Annotated in this window: 21 protein-coding genes; 11 read left to right on the forward strand and 10 right to left on the reverse strand. The window is 49.2% G+C overall.

Going from position 1 to position 23,218, the window contains the following annotated elements:
- The first annotated feature begins 132 nt into the window (after positions 1 to 132).
- Positions 133 to 2,613: a S9 family peptidase gene (locus tag Q3O60_RS09575; RefSeq protein ID WP_305893698.1), complete on the forward strand. Its 2,481-nt coding sequence runs from the start codon at positions 133 to 135 to the stop codon at positions 2,611 to 2,613.
- Between the two features lie 92 nt (positions 2,614 to 2,705).
- On the opposite strand, the gene Q3O60_RS09580 is transcribed toward Q3O60_RS09575, so the two are convergent.
- Positions 2,706 to 3,692, reverse strand: a complete 987-nt coding sequence (locus Q3O60_RS09580; RefSeq protein ID WP_305893699.1) for a 2-hydroxyacid dehydrogenase — start codon at positions 3,690 to 3,692, stop codon at positions 2,706 to 2,708.
- 84 nt (positions 3,693 to 3,776) lie between these two features.
- Positions 3,777 to 4,262 (reverse strand): glutathione peroxidase, encoded by a 486-nt coding sequence (locus Q3O60_RS09585; RefSeq protein WP_305893700.1) that lies wholly within the window; start codon positions 4,260 to 4,262, stop codon positions 3,777 to 3,779.
- 97 nt (positions 4,263 to 4,359) lie between these two features.
- Here Q3O60_RS09585 and Q3O60_RS09590 point away from each other — a divergent pair, with 97 nt between their 5' ends.
- Positions 4,360 to 5,250, forward strand: coding sequence for an NAD(P)-dependent oxidoreductase (locus tag Q3O60_RS09590; protein WP_305893701.1), 891 nt, complete (start codon positions 4,360 to 4,362; stop codon positions 5,248 to 5,250).
- Positions 5,251 to 5,322: 72 nt separating this feature from the next.
- On the opposite strand, the gene Q3O60_RS09595 is transcribed toward Q3O60_RS09590, so the two are convergent.
- From Q3O60_RS09595 to Q3O60_RS09630, 8 genes are all read right to left on the reverse strand, one after another.
- Positions 5,323 to 5,982: a CoA transferase subunit B gene (locus Q3O60_RS09595; protein ID WP_305893702.1), complete on the reverse strand. Its 660-nt coding sequence runs from the start codon at positions 5,980 to 5,982 to the stop codon at positions 5,323 to 5,325.
- 10 nt (positions 5,983 to 5,992) lie between these two features.
- Entirely contained in the window at positions 5,993 to 6,694 is a 702-nt protein-coding gene (locus tag Q3O60_RS09600) for a CoA transferase subunit A (RefSeq protein WP_305893703.1), read from the reverse strand.
- 213 nt (positions 6,695 to 6,907) lie between these two features.
- The gene (locus Q3O60_RS09605) at positions 6,908 to 7,819 is read right to left on the reverse strand and encodes a hydroxymethylglutaryl-CoA lyase (protein WP_305893704.1); all 912 of its coding nucleotides are present in this window, start codon (positions 7,817 to 7,819) and stop codon (positions 6,908 to 6,910) included.
- Positions 7,819 to 9,804, reverse strand: a complete 1,986-nt coding sequence (locus Q3O60_RS09610) for an acetyl/propionyl/methylcrotonyl-CoA carboxylase subunit alpha (RefSeq protein WP_305893705.1) — start codon at positions 9,802 to 9,804, stop codon at positions 7,819 to 7,821. The genes Q3O60_RS09605 and Q3O60_RS09610 overlap by 1 nt, the downstream gene beginning before the upstream one ends.
- Before the next feature lie 3 nt (positions 9,805 to 9,807).
- A complete protein-coding gene (locus tag Q3O60_RS09615; RefSeq protein WP_305893706.1) occupies positions 9,808 to 10,602 on the reverse strand; it encodes an enoyl-CoA hydratase/isomerase family protein in 795 nt (264 codons plus the stop codon).
- A 72-nt stretch (positions 10,603 to 10,674) separates the two neighbouring features.
- Positions 10,675 to 12,282 carry a carboxyl transferase domain-containing protein gene (locus Q3O60_RS09620; protein ID WP_305893707.1) on the reverse strand — a complete coding sequence of 536 codons (1,608 nt, stop codon included), beginning with the start codon at positions 12,280 to 12,282 and terminating at the stop codon, positions 10,675 to 10,677.
- 80 nt (positions 12,283 to 12,362) lie between these two features.
- The gene (locus Q3O60_RS09625; RefSeq protein WP_305893708.1) at positions 12,363 to 13,532 is read right to left on the reverse strand and encodes an isovaleryl-CoA dehydrogenase; all 1,170 of its coding nucleotides are present in this window, start codon (positions 13,530 to 13,532) and stop codon (positions 12,363 to 12,365) included.
- Complete coding sequence (locus Q3O60_RS09630) at positions 13,522 to 13,971, reverse strand: MerR family transcriptional regulator (protein WP_305893709.1); 450 nt, start codon at positions 13,969 to 13,971, stop codon at positions 13,522 to 13,524. Before Q3O60_RS09630 ends, Q3O60_RS09625 begins: the two co-directional genes overlap by 11 nt.
- Positions 13,972 to 14,234: 263 nt before the next feature.
- Here Q3O60_RS09630 and Q3O60_RS09635 point away from each other — a divergent pair, with 263 nt between their 5' ends.
- From Q3O60_RS09635 to Q3O60_RS09675, 9 genes are all read left to right on the forward strand, one after another.
- Positions 14,235 to 15,419 carry a thiolase family protein gene (locus Q3O60_RS09635; protein WP_305893710.1) on the forward strand — a complete coding sequence of 395 codons (1,185 nt, stop codon included), beginning with the start codon at positions 14,235 to 14,237 and terminating at the stop codon, positions 15,417 to 15,419.
- A gap of 91 nt (positions 15,420 to 15,510) precedes the next feature.
- Positions 15,511 to 17,007 carry a CoA-acylating methylmalonate-semialdehyde dehydrogenase gene (locus Q3O60_RS09640; RefSeq protein ID WP_305893711.1) on the forward strand — a complete coding sequence of 499 codons (1,497 nt, stop codon included), beginning with the start codon at positions 15,511 to 15,513 and terminating at the stop codon, positions 17,005 to 17,007.
- A gap of 284 nt (positions 17,008 to 17,291) precedes the next feature.
- Positions 17,292 to 18,449, forward strand: a complete 1,158-nt coding sequence (locus Q3O60_RS09645; protein WP_305893712.1) for an acyl-CoA dehydrogenase family protein — start codon at positions 17,292 to 17,294, stop codon at positions 18,447 to 18,449.
- 45 nt (positions 18,450 to 18,494) lie between these two features.
- On the forward strand, positions 18,495 to 19,268 hold the full coding sequence (locus Q3O60_RS09650) for an enoyl-CoA hydratase (RefSeq protein WP_305893713.1): 774 nt from the start codon (positions 18,495 to 18,497) through the stop codon (positions 19,266 to 19,268).
- Positions 19,268 to 20,413 (forward strand): enoyl-CoA hydratase/isomerase family protein, encoded by a 1,146-nt coding sequence (locus Q3O60_RS09655; protein WP_305893714.1) that lies wholly within the window; start codon positions 19,268 to 19,270, stop codon positions 20,411 to 20,413. Before Q3O60_RS09650 ends, Q3O60_RS09655 begins: the two co-directional genes overlap by 1 nt.
- A gap of 12 nt (positions 20,414 to 20,425) precedes the next feature.
- Positions 20,426 to 21,316 (forward strand): 3-hydroxyisobutyrate dehydrogenase, encoded by an 891-nt coding sequence (mmsB, locus tag Q3O60_RS09660; protein WP_305893715.1) that lies wholly within the window; start codon positions 20,426 to 20,428, stop codon positions 21,314 to 21,316.
- Positions 21,313 to 22,071 (forward strand): SDR family oxidoreductase, encoded by a 759-nt coding sequence (locus Q3O60_RS09665; RefSeq protein ID WP_305893716.1) that lies wholly within the window; start codon positions 21,313 to 21,315, stop codon positions 22,069 to 22,071. The genes mmsB and Q3O60_RS09665 overlap by 4 nt, the downstream gene beginning before the upstream one ends.
- Positions 22,072 to 22,141: 70 nt before the next feature.
- Positions 22,142 to 22,576, forward strand: a complete 435-nt coding sequence (locus Q3O60_RS09670; protein ID WP_305893717.1) for a nuclear transport factor 2 family protein — start codon at positions 22,142 to 22,144, stop codon at positions 22,574 to 22,576.
- Positions 22,577 to 22,686: 110 nt separating this feature from the next.
- Complete coding sequence (locus tag Q3O60_RS09675; RefSeq protein WP_305893718.1) at positions 22,687 to 22,998, forward strand: DUF6482 family protein; 312 nt, start codon at positions 22,687 to 22,689, stop codon at positions 22,996 to 22,998.
- Positions 22,999 to 23,218 lie beyond the last annotated feature (220 nt).

Consider the following 23,218-nt stretch of genomic DNA (forward strand, 5'->3'; position numbering starts at 1 on the left):
GAGTTGGCGCGATTTTGAGAACAATTCACTCATTTGAACTTGTTTGTTGTTGGATTAATCGAGTCTACTTGCAAGCTTGGCTCAGGCTTTGTATAAATGGCTGTCTTCTAACAACCAATAATAAGTGCCACTATGAAATTATTCAGACCATCGTTCCTCGCTGTTGCTCTGGTTGGAGTGAGCCTTTGTTCGTTCCCCATCTGGGCTAAGAAAGAAGCTGCAACTTATAGCATTGAAACGGTTCAACTGGAACAAGTGTACGCCAGTGATCCTAGTATTCGTCTGACCATGGAAAAAATCATGTCGGACCCGGACTGGTTAGGCCGTCAGCCTGAATCGGCGTTCTGGTCAGCTGATAACCAACATATTTATTATCAGCGTAAACGCGAAGGCAGTGAGATCCGTGACTGGTTCGTGCGAGCTGTTGATGCCGATACTCAGGACAATGGCCGCTTGGTTCCCCTTGCAGAGTTGCATACCATCGGTGCAGAAAATGCAGTGTATTCGGCGGATGGTGCTGTTATGGCATACCTGTTCCAAGGCAACTTGTTTGCCCGCAATCTGCAAACCAATGAATTAACGCAATTGACACGCTCTGATGATCGCCAGAGCCATCCGCAATTTCTTGCCGATGGTCGCTTAGCGTATCGGTCAGGCTGGAGTTATTTTGCGGTTGATGTCAATACTGGCCTGACCGAGCAGTTGTTAAGTATTCGCACGGATGATGCGCCAGAAGCACCCAGCATCCCCGATAGTTACATGGCACGTGAACAGCATAAATTGATTGATTATGTTGCATTGCAGCATCGTAACCAGCTGGAGCGACATGAAGCAACGGAAGCGTTGAAGCAACAAAACCCAGCCATGCCACCTCAATCCGTGTATGTAGGTAAAAATAAACACATTGTCGATGCCAGTTTGGCACCGAATGCCAATTATTTGTTGGTTGCCATTCGCGAGCAACAGGCATCGAGCGATAAAGACATTATGCCAAACTACATCTCCCCAACAGGAGATATTGTGACAGAATCGGTACGGCGTCGGGTACATGATTTTAAACCGTTACCACAACAGCTTATCTTAGTAGATTTGTCTGATGGTAGTCAGCATACGCTCAGTTACAGTAGCTTGCCGGGGTACAATGAAGATGTACTCAAAGACGTCAAAGCAGAAAATGCCAGAGCCCGGGGGGAGCGCTATCGTAGTGAGAAAGTGATCCGGGATATTGGCCTGATGACCGATTGGTACTGGACGCAGAGCGCGATGCGCTGGCACCCGAATGGCCAGCAAGTGGCTATTATGCTTAAAGCCTTTGATAATAAAGATCGCTGGTTAGCAACGGTTGATTTTGATGGTAAAAAGCTTGTTCCCCAGCATCGCTTGCACGATTCAGCCTGGGTGAATTATGCCTTCAATGATTTTGGCTGGCTGAACCAGAGTGAAACATTGTACTTTTTATCGGAAGAAAGTGGCTATGCCCATCTGTACAGCAAGTCACTGCGCCAGCGTCGACCGCAGCAGTTGACCAGCGGCACGTTTGAAGTGGCTAACCCAGTACTGACCTCCGATGATCGTTTTATCTATTTCAAAGGTAATCGTAATCACCCCGGTCAGTACGATGTGTTTCGACTGGAATTAGCGAATAATCAACTGCAACAAGTCACTTCATTACCTGGCTCAACTGATTTTGTGTTGTCGCCGAATGAACAACAACTACTGCTGCGTTATTCAAATAACCTGAAGCCTGTTGAGTTGTATGCAACTAACGCAACTCCGGGCGCGGATGTAGTTCAATTAACGGATACTATTTCCGAAGCGTTTAAAGCACTGCCACTACAAGCTCCGAAAATTGTACCCGTGCCTTCCAGTCATGGCGATGCGCCGATCTTCTCAAAGTTGTATCTGCCAGAAAACCATCAGGATGGCGAACCAAAGCGCGCGGTTATTTTTAACCATGGCGCCGGTTATTTGCAAAATAGCGACCTCGGCTGGTCTGGCTATTTCCGTGAGTTCTTATTTCACAACCTGCTGACTCAGCACGGCTATGTGGTATTGGATATGGATTACCGTGCTTCAAAAGGTTATGGCCGTGATTGGCGTACCGCTATATACCGCCAAATGGGTACACCAGAAATTGAAGACTTGGTCGATGGTGTCAACTGGATGGTAGAGCATGTGAATGTTGATCGTGAGCGGGTTGGCACTTATGGTGGTTCTTACGGCGGCTTTATGACCTTTATGGCATTGTTTAAAGAGCCAGATCTGTTTCAAGCCGGTGCTGCACTTCGTCCGGTCAGTGATTGGGCTTATTACAACCACCCTTACACCTCGAATATTCTGAATACACCGGATATCGATCCTATTGCCTACGAGCGCAGCTCACCAATTTATTTCACCCAAGGCTTAACCAAACCACTGTTGATCAATGCACCTATGGTGGATGATAATGTGTTTTTCCAAGACGTGGTTCGCTTGGTGCAACGGTTAATAGAGCAAGAAATCGTCCACTTTGAAACAGCGATTTACCCGGTCGAACCGCATGGCTTTCGTCAGCCAAGCAGCTGGCTGGATGAGTATCGCCGTATCTTTAAGTTATTTGAAGATCATTTGTAATTAGAACAGAGCACTTAATCTGAGAGCCGGGTGGCTGGTGAAGTAAGTATCTCCAGCTACCCGGTTTTTGCATTGTTCTCATTGAAAAATTTTTAACACAGTTCATTGCCACTGGCTTTACCAGCTGCGAAAGCCACTAAGTTATCACTGGTCACCTGACTGATTTGTTGCATCGCCTCTTCGGTGAAAAAAGCCTGATGACCGGTGATTAATACATTTGGAAAGGTCAATAAGCGCTTAAAGACATCATCATCAATCACCATTTCCGATAGATTTTCAAAGAATAAATCAGCTTCTTGCTCGTACACATCCAAACCTAAATAACCAATCTTGCGAGACTTTAAGGCATTGATGACTGCTTTGCTATCCAGTAAGCCACCACGGCTGGTGTTGATCAACATGACATTGTTTTTCATTTGCACCAAGCTTTCAGGGTTGATCAAATAGTGTGTTTCCGGAGTTAGTGGGCAATGCAAACTAATAATATCGGACTTTGCATACAATTCAGCCAAAGTGACATAATGCACACCAAGTTGTTGTAGTTCGTCGTCTGGGTATAAATCATGGCAGAACAGTGTGCAGCCAAAACCCATTAAAATTCGGGCGGTTGCTTTACCAATCCGTCCGGTTCCAATTAATCCGACGGTTTTGCCATGCATATTGAAACCTAATAAACCATCGAGCGAAAAATTATCATCCCGCACCCGATTGTAAGCTTTGTGTAGTTTGCGATTTAAGGTCAACATCATGCCAACGGTATGCTCTGCGACTGCTTCAGGGGAGTAGGCGGGTACTCGGGCGACCCGGATACCGAGTGACTTTGCAGCTTCCAGATCGACATTATTAAAACCAGCGCAGCGCAGCGCGATCATACGGATGCCATTCTCTGATAACTGCTGCAGCACCGTAGCGGATAGATCATCATTGACGAAGGTGCATATTGCATCGCTTCCAGCGGCCAGCTGTACACTGTCGCTGCTGAGTCTCATGTCCAGATAGTGAAAATCCAGCTGGCTGGAAGTCCAGCGACTAAAAGCTTGCTGGTCGTATTTTTTTGCACTGTAAACGGTTACTTTCATGAGCGGGTCCAATGAGTTGATATCAAGGCAGTATAGCAAACTGAGAGCGTTAGCTTTTACGCTGGATCAAGTCGAGGCCGTTTATTACTGATCCAGTAACTCCTCTACGCTCTGTGCGATGGCTGAGGGCTTGGTACGTGGCGCATAACGTTTCACAACCTGACCACGATCATTAATCAAAAACTTGGTAAAGTTCCATTTTATCGCACGAGTTTTCAGTAGGCCTCTGGCCTGATCTTTCAAGTAGTCAAACAATGGCTCGGCTTCGGGGCCATTCACTTGTACTTTAGCCAGAACGGGAAAGCTGACGCCGTAATTTAGCTGACAAAACTGCTGGATTTCAGTATCTGAGCCCGGCTCCTGACCGCCAAATTGATTGCAGGGAAAGGCGAGGATAACAAAGCCTTTATCTTGGTAACGCTGATACAGTTGCTCCAGCTCTTGATATTGAGGAGTAAAGCCACACTGGCTGGCTGTGTTCACAATTAACAAGGTCTTGCCCCTGTACTGAGCCAGATCAACAGTTTGCCCTTGAGTATTATTTACAGAAAACTGATGAACACTGTTCATAGTAAGCTCCTTGGATGTAAGTACGATAAGTGCTTTGCTTTTTGCAAGGCATCTTTGTACGCTTAGCCCTACTCTAATACAAAAGTAAGACACTGGTATGACAAAATTAGTAAGTGTGCGTTCGACGGCTTTTATTGGTTTGGGCGTTATGGGTTATCCAATGGCTGGTTTTTTGCAGCAAAATGGCCATCAGACCAGGGTGTACAATCGTACTACAGCTAAAGCCAAGCAGTGGGCGGCTCAATATGGTGGTCAGTACGGTAGTACACCGGGCTTAGCCGCTGCTGGAGCTGAACTGGTGTTTCTGTGTGTCGGTAACGACGATGATGTCCGCTCGGTGGTGTATGGCGACGATGGCGTCTTAGCTGCTATGGCATCGGGCTCTGTACTGGTCGATCACACGACTGCATCTGCAGAGTTGGCCCGGGAGCTGGCCGATGCTTGTCAGCAGCGAGGTATTGGCTTTTTGGACGCACCGGTATCTGGTGGGCAAGCAGGTGCTGAGAATGGTGTCTTAACCATTATGGTAGGCGGGGAGGCAGACGCTTTTGCGAAAGCGGAGCCGGTAATGCAAGCCTATGCGCGCTGCTGCAAATTACTCGGCTCAGCCGGTGCAGGGCAACTGGCAAAGATGGTGAATCAAATCTGTATTGCTGGCGTGGTGCAAGGCTTAGCAGAAGGGCTGCATTTTGCTCAGAATGCGGGGCTGGATGCAGCTGCAGTGGTCGAGGTAATCTCACAAGGCGCGGCACAGTCCTGGCAGATGCAAAACCGTTATCAGACCATGCTGAAAGGTGAATACGACTTTGGCTTCGCCGTCGACTGGATGCGTAAAGACTTAGGCATTGCCTTAAATGAAGCCCGTAAAAACGGCAGCCACCTGCCACTAACCGCCTTAGTCGACCAGTTTTACAGCGAAGTACAACAGCTGGGTGGCAACCGTTGGGATACCTCCAGTTTACTGGCGAGGTTACACAAGCCAGGTTGAATCTGTAGGGGCGCATGATTGCGCCCGTTGTCATCTATACGTGCATCTGGGCGCAATCATGCGCCCCTACGGTTAGTTGAACTTCATCTCAGGGATATTACCAGCGACCACCAGCTTGCCAGCTGTTTTCTGTTGAATTTCTTCGACAGATACACCAGGTGCCCGCTCCAGTAAATGGAATGCGCCATCGCGTACTTCCAGCACGGCCAGATCGGTGACGATTTTCTTCACACAGCCAACGCCGGTCAGTGGTAGGGTGCAATCGCTTAACAGCTTGCTGTTACCGTGTTTATCAGCGTGGGTCATGGTGACGACGATATTTTGCGCTCCGGCGACCAGATCCATCGCACCACCCATGCCTTTCACCAGTTTGCCCGGGATCATCCAGCTGGCGATATTGCCGCTCTGGTCCACCTCAAAGGCACCCAGTACAGTCAAATCGACATGGCCACCACGGATCATGGCGAAGCTTTCGGCTGAACTGAAAATAGCCGCACCAGTAGCGGCAGTAACCGTTTCTTTGCCAGCGTTGATCATGTCAGCATCGATTTCTGCTTCTGTTGGGTAGGGGCCCATGCCCAGCAAACCATTTTCAGATTGCAGCATGACTTCGATGCCTGCCGGCACATAGTTTGCCACTAGCGTTGGAATGCCAATGCCTAAGTTGACGTAAAAGCCGTCTTCCAGCTCCTGAGCCACTCGCATGGCGACTTGTTCACGAGATATTGCCATTGCTGTCTCCTTAACCTTGACGAACCATTCGACGTTCAATGCGTTTTTCAAAGCTACCCTTGATCACGCGCTGCACATAAATACCAGGAGTATGGATCTGACTTGGTTCCAGTTCGCCCGGTTCGACAATTTCTTCCACTTCGGCCACGGTGATTTTACCTGCCGTCGCTGCCATTGGGTTGAAGTTCATGGCGGTATGGCGAAATACCAGGTTGCCATAGCGGTCAGCTTTCCAGGCACGGACGATAGCAAAGTCACCGGTGATGGCGGGCTCCAATACATAATGACGGCCATCAATTTCGCGGGTTTCTTTGCCTTCAGCAACCGGAGTACCGTAGCCAGTGGCAGTGAAAAATGCCGGGATACCAGCACCGCCAGCGCGCATTTTTTCGGCTAGTGTGCCTTGTGGTGTGAGTTCGACTTCCAGCTCACCATTCAATAATTGCTTTTCGAACAGGGCGTTTTCACCCACATACGAAGCCACCATTTTTTTGATTTGGCGATCTTCCAGCAAGATACCCAGACCAAAACCATCGACGCCGCAGTTGTTCGACACCACTGTCAGATCTTTGGTTTTCATCGCTTTGATTTGGCCAATCAACCCTTCAGGAATACCACACAGACCAAACCCACCGGCAATGACGGTCATGCCGTCTTCAAGACCTGCCATGGCCTCTTCGTAACTGTGTACGACTTTATTAAACCCTGCCATCTTGTTTCCTCATTGCTTCGAACGTCAGACATCCGCTGCTAAAAAAACCGAGCAGGGGTGGATGTACTTTTTTTGCGACCTTGTCAGGCAGGGAAGCCTGACAAGAGTCCCCAGGGAAGGGTTCACGACGTGTCGCAAAAAAAGATACGTAACCCCTGCGTGCTTCGAAGAGCCTAAACCCAACCTAGCTGTTGCTATAAAACTCAATTGTTACTATGGATTAGTTTTAAGGCAGTTGGCCTGCAAAGCCAATCCTACTTTAGAACTAACTGGCTTGCCGAGCTCGGCGCAGATCTGCCAGCCAGTTTTGGCCAGTGCATTTAAATCGACACCGTGTTGAATGCCAAGACCATTTAGCAAATACACCACATCTTCAGTGGCAACATTGCCTGACGCTCCGGCGGCATAGGGGCAGCCACCTAAACCAGCGACTGCACTGTCAACCACGGCAATACCGCGCTGCAGCGCGACGTAAATATTGGTTAACGCCTGGCCATAGGTATCATGAAAATGCACAGCTAACTGCTCGGTTGGTATTACTGCCATCACAGCATCCAGCATGGCATTGACACTATTGGCCGTGCCAACTCCGATGGTATCGCCGAGCGAAATTTCATAGCAGCCCATATCCAGCAGCGCTTTGGCGACTCTGGCTACTTCAGATGGGGCGACGTCCCCCTGATAAGGGCAACCGACCACACAAGACACATAACCGCGCACACGAATGCCATCGGCCTTGGCTTGTTGCACCACCGGCGCAAAGCGTTCCAGGCTTTCGGCAATGCTGCAGTTGATGTTTTTCTGCGTGAAGGCTTCAGAGGCGGCGCCAAAAATAGCGACTTCATCTGCTTTGGCCACCATGGCTGCTTCATAGCCTTTCAGGTTGGGGGTCAGCGCAGCATAGGTAATGCCAGTGCTTCGTTTGATTTGGTCAAATACGGCCGCTGATTCTGCCATTTGCGGCACCCATTTTGGCGATACGAAAGCACCGGTTTCTATGTAGTGCAGCCCGGCCTGGCTTAACTGATCCACCAGGTTAACTTTGGCTTGCAATGAAACCGCCACTTCATTTTGCAGACCATCGCGTGGGCCTACTTCAACGATGCGAACTTGCTTGGGTTGCATTAGCTTTCCTCCGTTGCCAGCTCAACCAGCTCAGCGCCATCCTGCACTAAATCACCAGCCTGAAAGAACACTTCTTTTACGGTGGCGTCAATTGAGGCTTTAATGCTGTACTCCATCTTCATCGCTTCCATCACCACCAGGGTTTGGCCGGCTTTGACGTGCTGACCCGCTTCGACCAGAACGGCCACGATGGTGCCATTCATCGGTGCGGTCAGGCTGCCGCTGTCCTCCACCATATCGGTATCGGTATGCAGCTCAGTCTGATAGCTGAAATCGTAGCGGTGATGGCGGATAAAGACACTGATGGTATCCTGATACTGGCTGATGCGAACCCGGGTTTTGTGCTCACCCAGGGTGGCTATCAGTTCATCGCCTTGCAAACGGACGTGGCAACGCAGTTGCTGACCATCCAGTTGCACCAGAACCGCATCTTGCAACTGCTCCAGTTGTAGCGAATGGCTGTGATCCTGATGCTGCAAGGTTAATTGCTGCATCGGCTGCTCATTCAGGCGCCAGCCATGGCTGAATTGCCAGGGGCTGAATGGCTCTTGTGCGGCCGGTGGTTGCTTTTGCGTTTCCAGGATATAAAGAGCTGCCAGCACCAGCGCTTGATTGTTTTCTTTGGTGGCTGGTGCGAACAGCGTATCCTGATGATGTTCAATAAAGTTGGTATCCAGCTCGGCAGCGACAAAAGCAGGGTGCTCAACCAGGCTGGTTAAAAAGCTCAGATTGGTGGTGACACCGGCAATGCGGTAATCGTCCAGTGCCCGCAGCATTCGGCTGATGGCGCGGTCACGGTCTTCGTCCCAGACAATCAATTTAGCGATCATAGGATCATAGTAGGGGCTGATTTCGTCGTTTTCGACCACACCGCTGTCGACACGGACAAAGCGGCTGGCTTCTGGTTGACGCAAATAGGTCAGTTTGCCGGTGGCTGGCAGGAAATCATTGTCTGGATCTTCAGCATAAACCCGTACTTCAATAGCGTGGCCATGGATGCTGACTTCTGTTTGTTCCAGCGGCAGCGGCTGATTAGCAGCCACTAATAACTGCCATTTGACCAAATCCTGGCCGGTGATCATTTCCGTCACCGGATGCTCTACCTGCAGCCGGGTGTTCATCTCCATAAAGTAGAAGGAGCCATCCTCATCAAACAGAAACTCTACCGTACCGGCACCACGGTAATCAATGGCCTGAGCGGCTTTTACTGCAGCTTCACCCATGGACTGACGTTGTGCTTCGGTAAAATTTGGCGCTGGTGCTTCTTCTATCACTTTCTGATGGCGGCGCTGAATAGAACAATCGCGCTCAGCCAGATAGACGGCATTGCCATGATTGTCGGCAAACACCTGAATTTCAATATGGCGCGGCTTGGTTAAGTAGCGTTCCATCAGCATTTTATCGTTGCCAAAGCCTGCCATGGCTTCGCGCTTGGCGCTGGCGAGGGCATCGGCAAATTCTTCCGATTTCCAGACCACACGCATGCCTTTACCACCACCGCCATAAGCTGCTTTTAATAGCAGTGGGTAGCCAACATTGTCGGCTTCTTTGGCCAGAAAGGCAGGATCCTGATTGTCGCCATGATAGCCAGGTACCAGTGGTACACCGGCTTTGGCCATAATATCTTTGGCAGCACTTTTGGAGCCCATGGCTTCAATCGCTGCGACTGGTGGACCAATAAAGACAATATTTTGCTGGCCACAAGCTTTGGCGAATTCTGCATTTTCAGAGAGGAAACCATAGCCAGGGTGGATTGCTTCAGCACCGGATGCTTTGGCAATTTCAAGAATTTTGTCTGCTTTTAAGTAGGAGTCTTTGCTGGGTGCAGGCCCCAGTAAAAAAGCCTCATCCGCCATATTAACATGACGGGCATTGGCATCGGCTTCGGAATACACCGCAACACAACGGATCCCCAGTTTATGGGCTGTTTCAATGATGCGACAGGCGATCTCACCACGGTTGGCAATCAGAATTTTACGAAACATGGCTTAGTCCTTCGGCAGCCAGTTAGGGCTGCGTTTGGTTAAAAATGCAGTCAGACCTTCCTGACCTTCAGCAGAGACACGGATCTGGGCAATGGCCTCTGTGGTTTTCGTGATCACTGGCTCAGCAATAGCTTGCTGGCTGACATTGGCAATCAGCGCTTTCGCTGCGGATACGGCGGCCGGACTGTTTTGCAGTAATTGCTTGATCATTTGTTGGGCGCTGTCATCCAGGCTGTCGCTCTCGGCGATCTGATGCACTAAACCCAGACGATGTGCCTCATCGGCAAAGAAACGTTCGGCGGTGATGAAATAACGGCGGCTGGCTCGTTCGCCAATAGCACGCATCACATAAGGGCTGATCACGGCTGGGATCAAACCGATTTTGACTTCACTTAAACAGAAACTGGCTTTCGGATCGGCGATAGCGATATCACAACAAGCAACCAGGCCGACAGCGCCGCCAAAAGCAGCGCCTTGCACGACGGCAATGGTGGGTTTCGGGAATACATCCAGCAGTCGCATCAGCTCGGCTAATCGGCCAGCATCGTCCAGGTTTTGCTGGTAGTCTTTTTCCGCCATTGAGCGCATCCAGTTCAGATCAGCACCGGCAGAGAAGTTTTTGCCATTTGCTTTCAGTACGAGTACCCGCACAGACGGATCGTCGGCCAGTTGCTGCAAGGCATCGATGATTTGTTCAATCATCGTATCGTCAAAGGCATTGTGCACTTCGGGCCGGTTGAGTGACAGGTTAGCGACACCTTGCGGTGTGATGGACAGGTCAATGTAAGTTTCGGCCATAATTTTTTGTTCTCTCAATGTAGCTTTATCATCAGCTGAGTCAGCAAGTTAACGATGTTTTCTGGGCGTAAATTACATTCTAAACACACCAAAACGGGTATCCGGAATAGGTGCATTTAAGGCTGCAGCTAATGCCAGACCAACCGTCATCCGGGTTTGTGCCGGATCTATGATGCCATCGTCCCACAGGCGGGCACTGGCATAATAGGGGTGACCCTGCTTTTCATATTGCTCAACAATCGGTTTTTTCAGTGCCTGTTCGGCTTCCGGGCTTAAGGTTTCACCTTTACGGGCCAGGCCATCTTTAGTGACCTGCGCCATCACCCCGGCGGCTTGTTCACCACCCATGACCGAAATGCGGGCATTCGGCCACATCCACATCATGGTGGGGTCGTAGGCACGGCCACACATGCCATAGTTACCAGCGCCATAGCTGCCGCCTATTAATACGGTAAACTTCGGTACTTCGACACAAGAAACAGCAGTGACCATTTTGGCGCCATGCTTGGCAATGCCTTCAGCTTCGTATTTTTTACCGACCATAAAGCCGGTGATATTTTGCAGAAACAGCAAGGGGATTTTGCGCTGGCCGCACAATTCTATAAAGTGGGCGCCTTTTTGTGCTGATTCGGAAAACAGGATGCCATTGTTGGCCACAATACCAACCGGGAAGCCAAAAATCCGGGCGAAGCCACAGACCAGAGTGCTGCCATAGTACTGCTTAAACTCATCAAAATCTGAGCCATCAACCAAGCGGGCAATCACTTCTTTTACATCAAAAGGCTTTTTCAAATCGGTGCCAACGATGCCATAAATTTCTTTGGCATCGTACAAGGGTTCTTCCGGTTCTTTCACATCCATCGCTGCTGGAGCCACCCGGTTCAAGCGGGATACTGCATTACGCGCCAGTTGCAGGGCATGCTCATCGTTGACCGCGTAATGATCGGCCACGCCTGAAATTTTGCAGTGTACATCAGCACCACCCAGCTCTTCGGCACTAACTTCTTCACCAGTCGCCGCTTTCACCAGAGGTGGGCCAGCCAGGAAGATGGTACCTTGTTCTTTCACAATGATGCTTTCATCAGCCATGGCAGGCACATAAGCACCACCAGCGGTACAAAGGCCCATAACCGCAGCGATTTGTGGAATGCCTTTGGCCGACATACGCGCCTGATTAAAGAATATACGCCCGAAGTGCAGTTTATCCGGGAAAACATCATCCTGGCGCGGCAGGTTAGCGCCACCGGAGTCAACCAGATAAATGCAGGGCAGGTTGCAGCGCTCAGCAATCTCCTGAGCCCGTAAGTGTTTTTTGACGGTCAGCGGGTAGTAAGTGCCGCCTTTGACGGTCGCATCATTAGCCACAATCATGCACTCGAGGCCACTGACCCGGCCAATACCAGCCACTACGCCAGCACAAGGAATGTAGTCGTCGTAACATTCCCAAGCGGTAAACTGGCCAACTTCTAAAAAGGGCGAACCCGGATCCAGCAATTTCTGAATGCGATCTCGCACAAATAACTTGCCGCGAGAGGTATGGCGCGCAATCAGAGCTTCACCGCCGCCCAGCTTGATTTGCTGTACCTTGGCATTTAAGTCATCCACCACCTTTTGCATGGCGGCGGCATTGTGTTGAAATTCCTCGCTGCGAGGGTTCACTTTACTTAATAATTTGGTCACGGAACTCACCTATGCATGGTTTGCGTATTTGCCCGGCTGGTCTAAACCAGCAGGTTATACATGCTGTTTCGCGATGGAAACTAGTTGGACTCAGTAAACAATTCGCGGCCAATCAACATGCGGCGAATTTCGGAGGTACCAGCACCAATCTCATACAGCTTGGCATCACGTAGTAAACGCCCCGTCGGGTATTCATTGATGTAGCCGTTGCCACCAAGCAGTTGGATTGCATCCAGCGCCATCTTGGTCGCTAGCTCAGCAGCATATAAAATCACCGCTGCGGCATCTTTTCGGGTGGTTTCACCGCGGTCGCAGGCTTTGGCGACGGTATAAACATAGGATCTGGCCGCATTCATTTGAGTGTACATATCAGCCAGCTTGCCTTGCACCAACTGGAACTCACCGATAGACTGGCCGAACTGCTTGCGGTCATGAATATAAGGAACGACCACATCCATGCAAGCAGTCATAATGCCAAGCGGGCCAGCAGACAGCACGACGCGCTCGTAATCCAGCCCACTCATCAGCACCTGTACACCGCGGCCAACTTCGCCTAAAACGTTTTCTGCCGGGACTTCGCAATCTTCAAACACCAACTCACAGGTGTTGGAACCGCGCATACCCAGCTTGTCTAGTTTCTGTGCCTGACTAAAACCTTTAAAACCGCGCTCTACAATAAAGGCAGTAATGCCTTTTGAGCCGGCATTAACATCGGTTTTAGCATAAATGACATAGGTATCGGCATCTGGGCCATTGGTGATCCACATCTTATTGCCATTTAAAACATAGTGATCGCCTTTCTTATCAGCACGCAGTTTCATACTGACGACATCGGAGCCTGCGTTCGGCTCGCTCATGGCCAGAGCTCCCACATGTTCACCACTGCATAATTTAGGCAGATACTTTTGTTTTTGCGCTTCGTTGCCGTTGCGGGCGATTTGATTGACACACAAGTTGGAGTGAGCGCCATAAGATAACGCCACTGATGCCGAGGCACGACTGATTTCTTCCATCGCCACCACATGCTCCAGATACCCCAAGCCAGAACCGCCATACTGTTCATCAACGGTAATACCAAGCAAGCCTAAATCACCAAACTTGCGCCACAAGTCACCAGGGAACTCATTGTCGTGGTCAATTTGTTCAGCACGTGGTGCAATTTCATCACGAGCAAAGGCATTGACCTGCTCGCGGATCATATCGACGGTATCGCCAAGGTCAAAGTTAAGCGTTTTGTAATTACTGATCATGATGTGTTCCCATTGAAGATTCGGATGGATGAGTGGGTTGGCTGTGTGATGGCAGGGCATCGCTGAGCGTTTCTCGGCAACGTTTCTCAACTGTCACCAGCTCCATCAGCACGACTTTGATATCGTCCATTTGTTGGTGCAGCTCGATTTTTTTCTGTTCGATCAGTGCCAGCATGGTATTGAGCTGTTTCACACTGCTTTTATCAGCATCGTACAACTCAAATAGCTTGCCGGTTTCAGCCAGACTGAAACCCAGTCGCTTGCCACGTAGGATTAATTTCAACCGCACGCGGTCGCGTTTGCTGTAAATCCGTGTTTGGCCGTTGCGCATCGGGGTTAGTAACCCCTGATCCTCATAAAAACGGATGCTACGGGTCGTGATATCAAACTCTTTAGCCAACTCACTGATGGAATAGGTAGTTTCGGTTATTTGCGTCATAGCTATCTTCCTGAAATCTGCCGACAACTATAAGTGAAGTTTACGTAAAGGTAAAGCTGGAGACTGATGGCTATCCATCACTAAAGTTGCAATTTTCGTTCGTTGTAAAGCAAAAATGCCAAAAACACTGAGCAGACCAATGCAAAAAAAGGAACCAACACGACAAAACTGTACCATAGTGGTATAAGTTGACGTTGGCGTAAACGTCAATATGGTGTAGGCTCTAACACAGATTTTTTGTTATTGATTACGGAGAAATACTGATGGCCGAGCAAGATTCAATCGTAATAGTGGCAGCGAAACGGACTGCCATGGGTGGATTTATGGGTGGTTTATCTGCTGTGAGTGCTACTGATTTGGGGGCAACAGCCATCAAAGCTGCTATGGCCGAAGCTGGTATTTCAGGCGATCAAATCAGCGAAGTGATCATGGGCAATGTGCTGCCTGCAGGGTTAGGGCAGGCTCCGGCTCGTCAAGCAACGATCAAGGCTGGTTTGCCGTTATCGGCTGGTGCCACCACCATCAATAAAGTCTGTGGCTCTGGGCTAAAAACAGTCATGTTGGCTCATGACCTTATTAAAGCAGGTTCTGCTGAGGTCGTGGTCGCGGGTGGAATGGAATCGATGTCGAATGCACCGTACTTATTGCCAAAGGCTCGGGCTGGTTTTCGCATGGGCCATGGTGAGGTGAAAGATCACATGATGCTCGATGGTTTGGAAAACGCCTATGATGGCAAAGCCATGGGCTGTTTTGCGCAGGATACTGCCAATGAGTACAGCATTGGTCGTGAAGCCATGGATCAGTTTGCCGTGACCTCACTGACTCGTGCACAAGATGCCATTGAGACGGGTGCTTTTGCTGAAGAAATTGCGCCGGTGGTGTATGCCAGCCGCAAAGGGGAAGTAACCTTTGCCATTGATGAGCAGCCGGGTAATGCCAAAATCGACAAAATCCCGGGCCTGCGTCCGGCTTTTGCTAAAGACGGTAGTATAACTGCTGCCAACTCCAGTTCTATTTCTGATGGTGCTGCTGCTCTGATTTTGATGCGCGAGTCTCAAGCGAAGGCGCAAGGGATCACACCGCTGGCGAAAGTCGTGGCGCATGCGACCCACTCAATTGAACCTGCTTTATTTACCGTCGCTCCGGTTGGAGCTATGCAGCAGGTGTTAGAGAAAGCTGGTTGGCAGAAAGAGCAGGTTGATCTGTGGGAGATCAATGAAGCCTTTGCCATGGTAACCATGCTGGCCATTCAGGAGCTTGGGCTGGATCACGGCAAGGTCAATGTAAATGGCGGCGCTTGCGCGCTGGGCCATCCTATCGGTGCTTCAGGTGCCCGTATTTTGGTGACGTTAATTCACGCATTGAAAAAGCGTGGCAAAAAAACCGGTGTTGCTTCTTTATGCATTGGCGGTGGCGAAGCTGTCGCATTGGCAGTAGAAGTCATGTAAAGCACGACTTTATTTCAGCACAGTCTGTTTGGCAGCTACAAATAATAATAAGCCAAACGGTCTGACTCTATTTCTTTGGGAGAAGCATGTTATGACCAAGCAAGTCCAACTTTTTATTGATGGCGAATTTATTGACTCAACCACTGAGCAATGGATCCCTGTAACCAATCCTGCAACGCAAGATGTGATTGCACAAGCACCCTGTACCACCTCGGAAGAAATGGCTCGAGCTATCGCTTCTGCGAAACAAGCTTTTCAAAGCTGGAAGGAAGTACCTGTATCAGAGCGTGCTCGCCTAATGATGCGTTTTGGCAATTTGCTGAAAGAACATCAGACCGATATTGCTGAAATTATTTGTCAGGAACTGGGTAAAACGTTAGAAGACGCTAAAGGCGATGTCTGGCGCGGTATTGAGGTGGTTGAACAAGCAGCCAATATTCCTTCATTGATGATGGGTGAAACCGTTGAGAACGTGGCTCGTAGCATTGATACCTACAGCTACATTCAGCCTTTGGGGGTTTGTGCCGGTATTACTCCGTTTAACTTTCCAGCTATGATCCCACTATGGATGTTCCCGATGGCGATTGCCTGCGGTAATACCTTTATTCTGAAACCATCAGAGCAAGACCCAATGACGGTTAACCGGATCGCTGAGCTGTTTGCTGAGGCCGGCGCACCGAAAGGCGTATTGCAAGTAGTGCATGGCGCTAAAGAGCAAGTGGATACCATACTACATCATCCTGATATCAAAGCTATTTCCTTCGTTGGTTCAGTCAATGTAGGCCAATACATCTACAAAACCGGTACCGATAACCTGAAACGAGTGCAAGCGTTTGCAGGTGCTAAAAACCATATGGTAGTCATGCCAGATGCGAATAAGCAGCAAGTGATCAATGCTTTAGTTGGAGCCTCTGTTGGTGCTGCTGGCCAGCGCTGTATGGCGATTTCGGTTGCGGTTTTTGTTGGCGCAGCACAAGATTGGATCCCAGAAGTGGCTGAAGCCATTGGTAAGGTACATCCGGGAGTCTATACCGACCCGAATGCGGCCTATGGTCCGCAAATCAGCCCGCAAGCAAAAGCGCGGGTGTTATCATTGATTGAGCAAGGTAAAAAAGAAGGCGCGACTTGCCTGGTTGATGGCTCTGATTGTCAGGTGAAAGATTATCCTAAAGGTAACTGGATCGGTCCGACTGTATTTTCTGATGTCACCCCAGAGATGACCATCTATAAAGAAGAAATATTCGGCCCTGTGCTGTGTACCTCTTCGGTTGATACTTTAGAAGATGCCATCGCGCTGGTGAATGACAGCCCTTATGGCAATGGTACCTCAATCTTTACTGCCAGTGGTGCAGCTGCCCGCAAGTACCAGCATGAAATTGAAGTTGGTCAGGTGGGGATTAATATTCCGATCCCGGTGCCACTGCCATTTTTCTCCTTCACGGGTTGGAAAGGCTCGTTCTACGGTGATCAGCATGCTTATGGTAAACAAGCGGTGCGTTTCTATACTGAGACGAAGACCATCACTGCGCGTTGGTTTAACGATGATATTCCGGTGTCTGGCCCGAATATGTCGATTAATTTACGCTAACACTAACCAGACAGACACTGGTGAACGCCTGGAACATCGTTGCAACACGCAAACCCGTCCCTCGCTCCCCTCGGGACTTTTGAATGTTTGCTTTGTTGAACGATGCTTCCAGGCTGGCCAGCATAGCGTTGCATCATCCGATGCAGATTCAAAACGGTTAACCAGGCGCAGTGCGGAGTAGATTTAACTTAACGAGCATTCAAAAGAGAGCCGGGGAGCGGCGAACGGGCGAGTGTGTTAAATGTACGGAAGCAACTGAGCCGATTGGATAAGCAGGACCCACTATGAATTTCAATTTAACAGACGACCAAAAAGCTTTTGCCGATTCTGCCCGCCAGTTTGCCGCGCAGGAGCTTACCCCTCATGCGGCCCAGTGGGATCGCGACCACCACTTCCCTAAAGATGTGATCCAAAAAGCAGGTGAAATGGGCTTTTGCTCACTGTACACGCCGGAAGAAGATGGCGGTATGGGGTTATCCCGTTTGGATTCGTCGATCATTTTTGAGCAATTGGCGATGGGCTGTACGGCAACCACGGCCATGCTGACGATCCATAATATGGCAACCTGGATGGTCGCGAACTGGGGCACGGCCGATGCTAAGGCAGAGTGGTGCGATGATTTAGTGACCGGACAAAAACTGGCGTCTTATTGTTTAACTGAACCAGGGTCTGGTTCTGATGCCGCCGCTTTACGTACCACTGCCAAAAAAGACGGCAATGAGTATGTACTGAATGGCTCGAAGATGTTTATTTCAGGTGCAGGCAGTACCGAGTTGCTGGTGGTGATGGCGCGAACCGGTGAGGCTGGCCCGAAAGGTATTTCTGCCTTTATAGTACCGGCGGATGCGAAAGGGGTGATTTACGGTAAAGCCGAAGAAAAAATGGGCTGGAATGCCCAACCGACCCGCTTAATCACCTTTGAAGATGTGCGTATACCAGCACATTATTTGCTGGGTGATGAAGGCCAGGGCTTTGCTTTTGCCATGAAAGGTCTGGATGGCGGGCGCATTAATATTGCTACCTGTTCAATAGGCACTGCGCAACAGGCACTGGAAACAGCCCGTGATTACATGCGTGAGCGTGAGCAATTTGGTAAACCTTTAGCTGCTTTTCAGGCGCTGCAATTCAAGCTGGCTGATATGGCGACTGAACTGGTCGCGGCTCGTCAACTAGTCCGCCTGGCTGCATTTAAGTTAGACCAACAGGACTCTGAAGCAACCGCCTATTGCGCCATGGCGAAACGTTTTGCTACTGATGTTGGTTTTCAGGTCTGCGATCAAGCGCTGCAATTGCATGGTGGTTATGGTTACATAAAAGAGTACCCTTTAGAGCGACACTTCCGCGATGTGCGTGTGCATCAGATTTTAGAGGGAACCAACGAAATTATGCGTTTAATCATCAGTCGTCGTTTACTGGATGAAGCAGCCAGCGATATCTTGTAACGTGCATTTCTCATTTTTTGTTTCTCATTTATCAAGGAGTTAAGGATGGCAGAATTAAAACTGGAAAAGCGTGGTCATACCGCACTTATTACCATGTCCAACCCTCCAGCCAATACCTGGACGAAAGAGACACTACAGCAGCTGAAGCAGTTGGTGTTGGATTTGCAACAGGATAAATCCATTTATGCGCTGGTGATCACCGGTGAAGGCGATAAGTTCTTTTCTGCCGGGGCTGATCTGAAGTTATTTGCCGATGGTGATAAAGCTGTTGCCTCTGATATGTCGCGGGTGTTTGGTGAAGCCTTTGAAGCTTTGAGTCATTTCCATGGCGTGTCCATTGCCGCCATCAATGGTTTTGCTATGGGCGGTGGTTTGGAAGTAGCCTTAGCTTGTGATATCCGTATTGCGGAGCAGCAGGCTCAAATGGCCTTACCCGAAGCTAAAGTCGGCTTATTGCCTTGTGCTGGTGGAACGCAAAATTTGGCTTGGCTGGTTGGCGAAGGCTGGGCTAAACGAATGATTTTGTGCGGTGAGCGCTTAAAAGCCGAAAAAGCCGAACAGATTGGTTTGGTCGAGGAATTGGTGCCTGCAGGGCAAGCGCTGAGCGCCGCATTAGCATTGGCTGAGAAAGTATCAGAACAGAGCCCATCATCGATTAAAGCCTGTAAGTATTTGATCCAACAAGGTCGCAGTGGCACCATGCAGAGCGCTTTGCCGCTGGAGCGTGAGCTTTTTGTGGCACTGTTTGACACTAAGGATCAGGTCGAAGGGGTGCAGGCTTTCTTAGAGAAACGACCAGCAACATGGGTGAACGGCTAATGACTAATGAACAACCTCACGAACAAAATATTGTGCTCTATCAAGAGCTGGCTACAGAGCAAGGCAAAAAAATCGCAGTCGCTACGCTGAACAGTGAAAAATCATTGAATGCGTTGAGCTTACCGATGATCGAGTCCTTGTTGCCGCAGCTACAGCGTTGGAAAGATGATGCTGATATTGCCTTGGTGGTACTGCAAGGCGCAGGTGATAAAGCATTTTGTGCCGGTGGCGATATCCGTGACTTGTATCAGGCGATGAAAGACAACCCGGATCAGTATGCTCCTTATGTGGAAGAGTTTTTTAGTAAGGAATACAGTCTCGACTACTTGATCCATACCTATGAGAAGCCAGTGTTGGTGTGGGGGAATGGTATTGTCATGGGGGGCGGTTTGGGCTTGATGGCTGGCGCCTCTCACCGGGTTGTTACTGGCTCCAGCCGTATTGCGATGCCTGAATTAGCCATTGGGTTGTACCCAGATGTTGGGGCGAGTTGGTTTTTAAACCGTATGCCAAAAGGCTGTGGTTTGTTTTTAGGTCTGACTGGCGCCTCCATTAATGCTGCCGATGCGCGCTTGGTTGGTCTGGCTGATCATTTCATTTTGCACGACAAAAAAGCAGCCGTGTTGGATAAACTTCTGACAGTGAAGTGGGGCGATACCATTGCACTTAATCATCAGAAACTGGCCGATGTATTGCGCGATTTTGAAGAGCACAGTCGGACTCAGTTACCGTTAAGCCAAATTAGGCCACATCAGACAGAGATTGCCAAACTAGCAGCGATTGAAAGTTTGTCTGAGGTGATCCGCGCAATCCATGCGATGCCAGGTGAAGATAGCTGGCTCACCAAAGCCAAAGATGCCCTTCATTATGGCAGCCCCATTACTGCGCACATTGTTTTTCGCCAGTTGCAATTGGGACAAAGCATGATATTGGCCGATAGCTTTCGTATGGAACTTGGCATTAGTGTGCAGTGTGGTCGTATGGGGGAGTTTGCAGAAGGTGTTCGAGCCTTGTTGATTGATAAAGATCGTCAGCCTAAATGGCAATTTCAAAACGTTGAGTCGGTACCAGATGAATTGATCGATACCTTTTTTACCTCTCCGTGGACAGTCAGTAACCACCCACTGCGTATGCTAGGACTATAAAGGAGTCAACAGATGACACAGGTTGCATTTATTGGTTTAGGAAACATGGGTGGCCCTATGGCCATCAACCTGGTTAAGGCAGGTCACCAAGTGAAGGCATTTGATTTATCTCCGGATGCATTGGCTCTGGTAAAAGCCGAAGGGGCAGAAATCGCCCAGTCTGCTGCAGATGCAGTAGCGAACGCTGAGGTGGTTATTTCTATGCTGCCAGCTGCGAAGCATGTATTAGGGCTTTATTTTGGTGAGCAGGGCATCGCTGCTGGCATCTCCAAGCAGGCGTTGGTGATTGATTGTTCGACCATTGATGCCGAAAGCGCTCGTCGAGTAGGGGCCGGGTTGGCAGAGCAGGGCATTGCGTTTATTGATGCGCCTGTTTCTGGTGGTGTCGGTGGTGCTAAAGCGGGCACATTAACCTTTATTGTAGGCGGCGATATCGCAAACTTTAAGCGGGCTGAAGCGGTGTTGCAGGGGATGGGGAAAAACATTTTTCATGCCGGAGCAATTGGCGCGGGGCAAGTGGCGAAAATATGCAACAACATGCTACTGAGCGTGTTGATGGTAGCGACCTCAGAATCGCTACAGATGGGCATTGATAATGGGCTGGATCCAAAAGTCCTGTCCGAAATCATGTTGAAAAGCTCAGGTCGTAACTGGACGCTGGAATTGTATAACCCTTGTCCGGATGTTATGGAGACAGTGCCTTCATCGAATGGTTACCAAGGTGGCTTTATGGTGGATTTGATGGCTAAAGACTTAGGTCTGGCCCTTGAAGCTGCCACACAAAGTCAGTCCAGTACGCCGATGGGAGCTTTGGCTCGTAACCTTTATGTCGCCCACCAGCGCTCTGGTCATGGCAAACTGGATTTTTCCAGCATTTTTAAATCGTTTGAGAGAAAAGCATGAATTTACAAGATAAAACCATTGTCATCACGGGTGGCGCTCAAGGGTTAGGGTTAGAAATGGCTCGAATGTGTGCTGCTGAGGGCGCGAGTTTGGCACTGATCGATATGAATGTTGAACAACTAGCTACAGCTCAAGCTGAGCTGGCTGCTCATACTGATGTTAAGGTTTATTCGGCTAATGTGGCGGTGGAAGCAGAGGTCGAAGCCACCTTTAACCAAATCGATGAGGACTTCAATGGCATCGATGGTTTGATCAATAATGCTGGCATTCTACGTGATGGCTTATTATTGAAATACAAAGATGGCGAGTTACTCAGTAAGATGTCTTTGCAGCAGTTTCAATCGGTGATCGATGTCAACCTGACCGGTGTGTTTCTCTGTGGTCGTGAAGCAGCGGCAAAAATGGTACAACGCGGTCGCAAGGGTGTGATAATCAATATGTCCAGCGTGGCTCGTGGTGGCAATATGGGGCAAACGAATTACGCTGCGGCTAAAGCCGGGGTGGTTGCTATGACGGTGACCTGGGCTCGTGAGCTAGGTCGTTTTGGTATTCGGGTGGGGGCTATTGCACCTGGTGTGATCCGTACCGCCATGACCGATGCCATGAAACCAGAGGCTCGGGATCGGTTAGAAAAAATGAAGCCAGTAGGCCGGTTAGGCGAAACCACCGAAATTGCCCATACCGCCAAGTACATTTTTGAAAATGACTTTTTCACCGGCCGGGTTATTGAGATCGACGGTGGCATTAGCATGTAATGCTTTAACCACTTAACGTTAAGATGCGGGCTTCGGTCCGCTTTGCTTTTTCTCATCATGGAGGCCCGCTATGAATAAACTACTACAAGCCACTTTGCTGCTATTGGTCTTGCCAACTGCCGCCTATGGCGCTGATGCTAAAACTGAGATTACCGATCTGTTGCATCAGTTTTTGGATGGCGCGACCCGTAATGATGCGACTATTCATCAACAATTTTGGGCTGATGACTTGGTGTATACCAGCTCCGCAGGAGCTCGTTTTGGTAAAACAGAATTAATGGCTGGTGTAACAAGCCGCGGTGAATTGTCTGAGCAGGACATTACTTTACGCTATGGTGCGGATGATATTCAGATCCGAATCTATGATAATACAGCCGTGTTGACCTTCACTCTGGTGGGGCAAAACGATAGCGATCAATTACGGTTTTATAATATGGGAACTCTGGTGCAAGGGGAGCATGGCTGGCAGGTGGTTGCCTGGCAAGCGACTAGGGCAACGGACTAACACGATGATGTTACTGATCGATATTACAACTTAATTTATTTCTGTATCGGATAATGAACGATCTTTTTTTGGCTACACTCGTATAGTAAAAAAACAACGAGGATCCGGCTATGGAATTTCACCGCTTAGAACATATAAACAGACAAGACGTCCATATCGATGAGTTAGTCGTTCATTCATATGAAATGGGGTTGTATATGGCTGAAGTTGATTTTGACAGTCGCAAAGGCTTTATTATCGATGATAGCACTGGTCGTCCAAAACGGTTTCAGAGTATTGAACAAGTTAAAGATGCTTTGTCCGAAGCAACCATTCGTAAAGCCTATTTAAGCCATCAATCAGCCTATGATGAAATGGTTGGAACGGCAGATAAGGTTGACAACACATTAAAGGTTGCTTTATTCGGCAGTTCAGAGCCTTAGATTTTCTTCAGAAGTAAGCCTAAAAAAGTGTATTGCTGGTAATTTAAGCAAACGATCGCTAGTGATTGATTTTCTGCTTGCCTTGTTTATACAAGTCTCTATAATGCCGCCCAGTCGACACGGGGAAGGCAGCTAAATAACCTTTTTTGATGTTGAATAAAATTAAGCAGCACCAACTGGAAATTTTCTCAAAATGGTGCTTGACTTAAATGCTCGGCGC

It is taken from the genome of Alkalimonas collagenimarina (genome assembly GCF_030717845.1).
GTDB classification, from domain to species: Bacteria; Pseudomonadota; Gammaproteobacteria; order Enterobacterales; family Alteromonadaceae; genus Alkalimonas; species Alkalimonas collagenimarina.

Bases quoted from the DNA above. Each gene is read 5' to 3' on its own strand.
- Q3O60_RS09575 (WP_305893698.1), top strand. From the start codon at position 133: ATGAAATTATTCAGACCATCGTTCCTCGCTGTTGCTCTGGTTGGAGTG.
- Q3O60_RS09580 (WP_305893699.1), bottom strand. From the start codon at position 3,692: ATGAAAGTAACCGTTTACAGTGCAAAAAAATACGACCAGCAAGCTTTT.
- Q3O60_RS09585 (WP_305893700.1), bottom strand. From the start codon at position 4,262: ATGAACAGTGTTCATCAGTTTTCTGTAAATAATACTCAAGGGCAAACT.
- Q3O60_RS09590 (WP_305893701.1), top strand. From the start codon at position 4,360: ATGACAAAATTAGTAAGTGTGCGTTCGACGGCTTTTATTGGTTTGGGC.
- Q3O60_RS09595 (WP_305893702.1), bottom strand. From the start codon at position 5,982: ATGGCAATATCTCGTGAACAAGTCGCCATGCGAGTGGCTCAGGAGCTG.
- Q3O60_RS09600 (WP_305893703.1), bottom strand. From the start codon at position 6,694: ATGGCAGGGTTTAATAAAGTCGTACACAGTTACGAAGAGGCCATGGCA.
- Q3O60_RS09605 (WP_305893704.1), bottom strand. From the start codon at position 7,819: ATGCAACCCAAGCAAGTTCGCATCGTTGAAGTAGGCCCACGCGATGGT.
- Q3O60_RS09610 (WP_305893705.1), bottom strand. From the start codon at position 9,804: ATGTTTCGTAAAATTCTGATTGCCAACCGTGGTGAGATCGCCTGTCGC.
- Q3O60_RS09615 (WP_305893706.1), bottom strand. From the start codon at position 10,602: ATGGCCGAAACTTACATTGACCTGTCCATCACACCGCAAGGTGTCGCT.
- Q3O60_RS09625 (WP_305893708.1), bottom strand. From the start codon at position 13,532: ATGATCAGTAATTACAAAACGCTTAACTTTGACCTTGGCGATACCGTC.
- Q3O60_RS09630 (WP_305893709.1), bottom strand. From the start codon at position 13,971: ATGACGCAAATAACCGAAACTACCTATTCCATCAGTGAGTTGGCTAAA.
- Q3O60_RS09635 (WP_305893710.1), top strand. From the start codon at position 14,235: ATGGCCGAGCAAGATTCAATCGTAATAGTGGCAGCGAAACGGACTGCC.
- Q3O60_RS09640 (WP_305893711.1), top strand. From the start codon at position 15,511: ATGACCAAGCAAGTCCAACTTTTTATTGATGGCGAATTTATTGACTCA.
- Q3O60_RS09645 (WP_305893712.1), top strand. From the start codon at position 17,292: ATGAATTTCAATTTAACAGACGACCAAAAAGCTTTTGCCGATTCTGCC.
- Q3O60_RS09650 (WP_305893713.1), top strand. From the start codon at position 18,495: ATGGCAGAATTAAAACTGGAAAAGCGTGGTCATACCGCACTTATTACC.
- Q3O60_RS09655 (WP_305893714.1), top strand. From the start codon at position 19,268: ATGACTAATGAACAACCTCACGAACAAAATATTGTGCTCTATCAAGAG.
- mmsB (WP_305893715.1), top strand. From the start codon at position 20,426: ATGACACAGGTTGCATTTATTGGTTTAGGAAACATGGGTGGCCCTATG.
- Q3O60_RS09665 (WP_305893716.1), top strand. From the start codon at position 21,313: ATGAATTTACAAGATAAAACCATTGTCATCACGGGTGGCGCTCAAGGG.
- Q3O60_RS09670 (WP_305893717.1), top strand. From the start codon at position 22,142: ATGAATAAACTACTACAAGCCACTTTGCTGCTATTGGTCTTGCCAACT.
- Q3O60_RS09675 (WP_305893718.1), top strand. From the start codon at position 22,687: ATGGAATTTCACCGCTTAGAACATATAAACAGACAAGACGTCCATATC.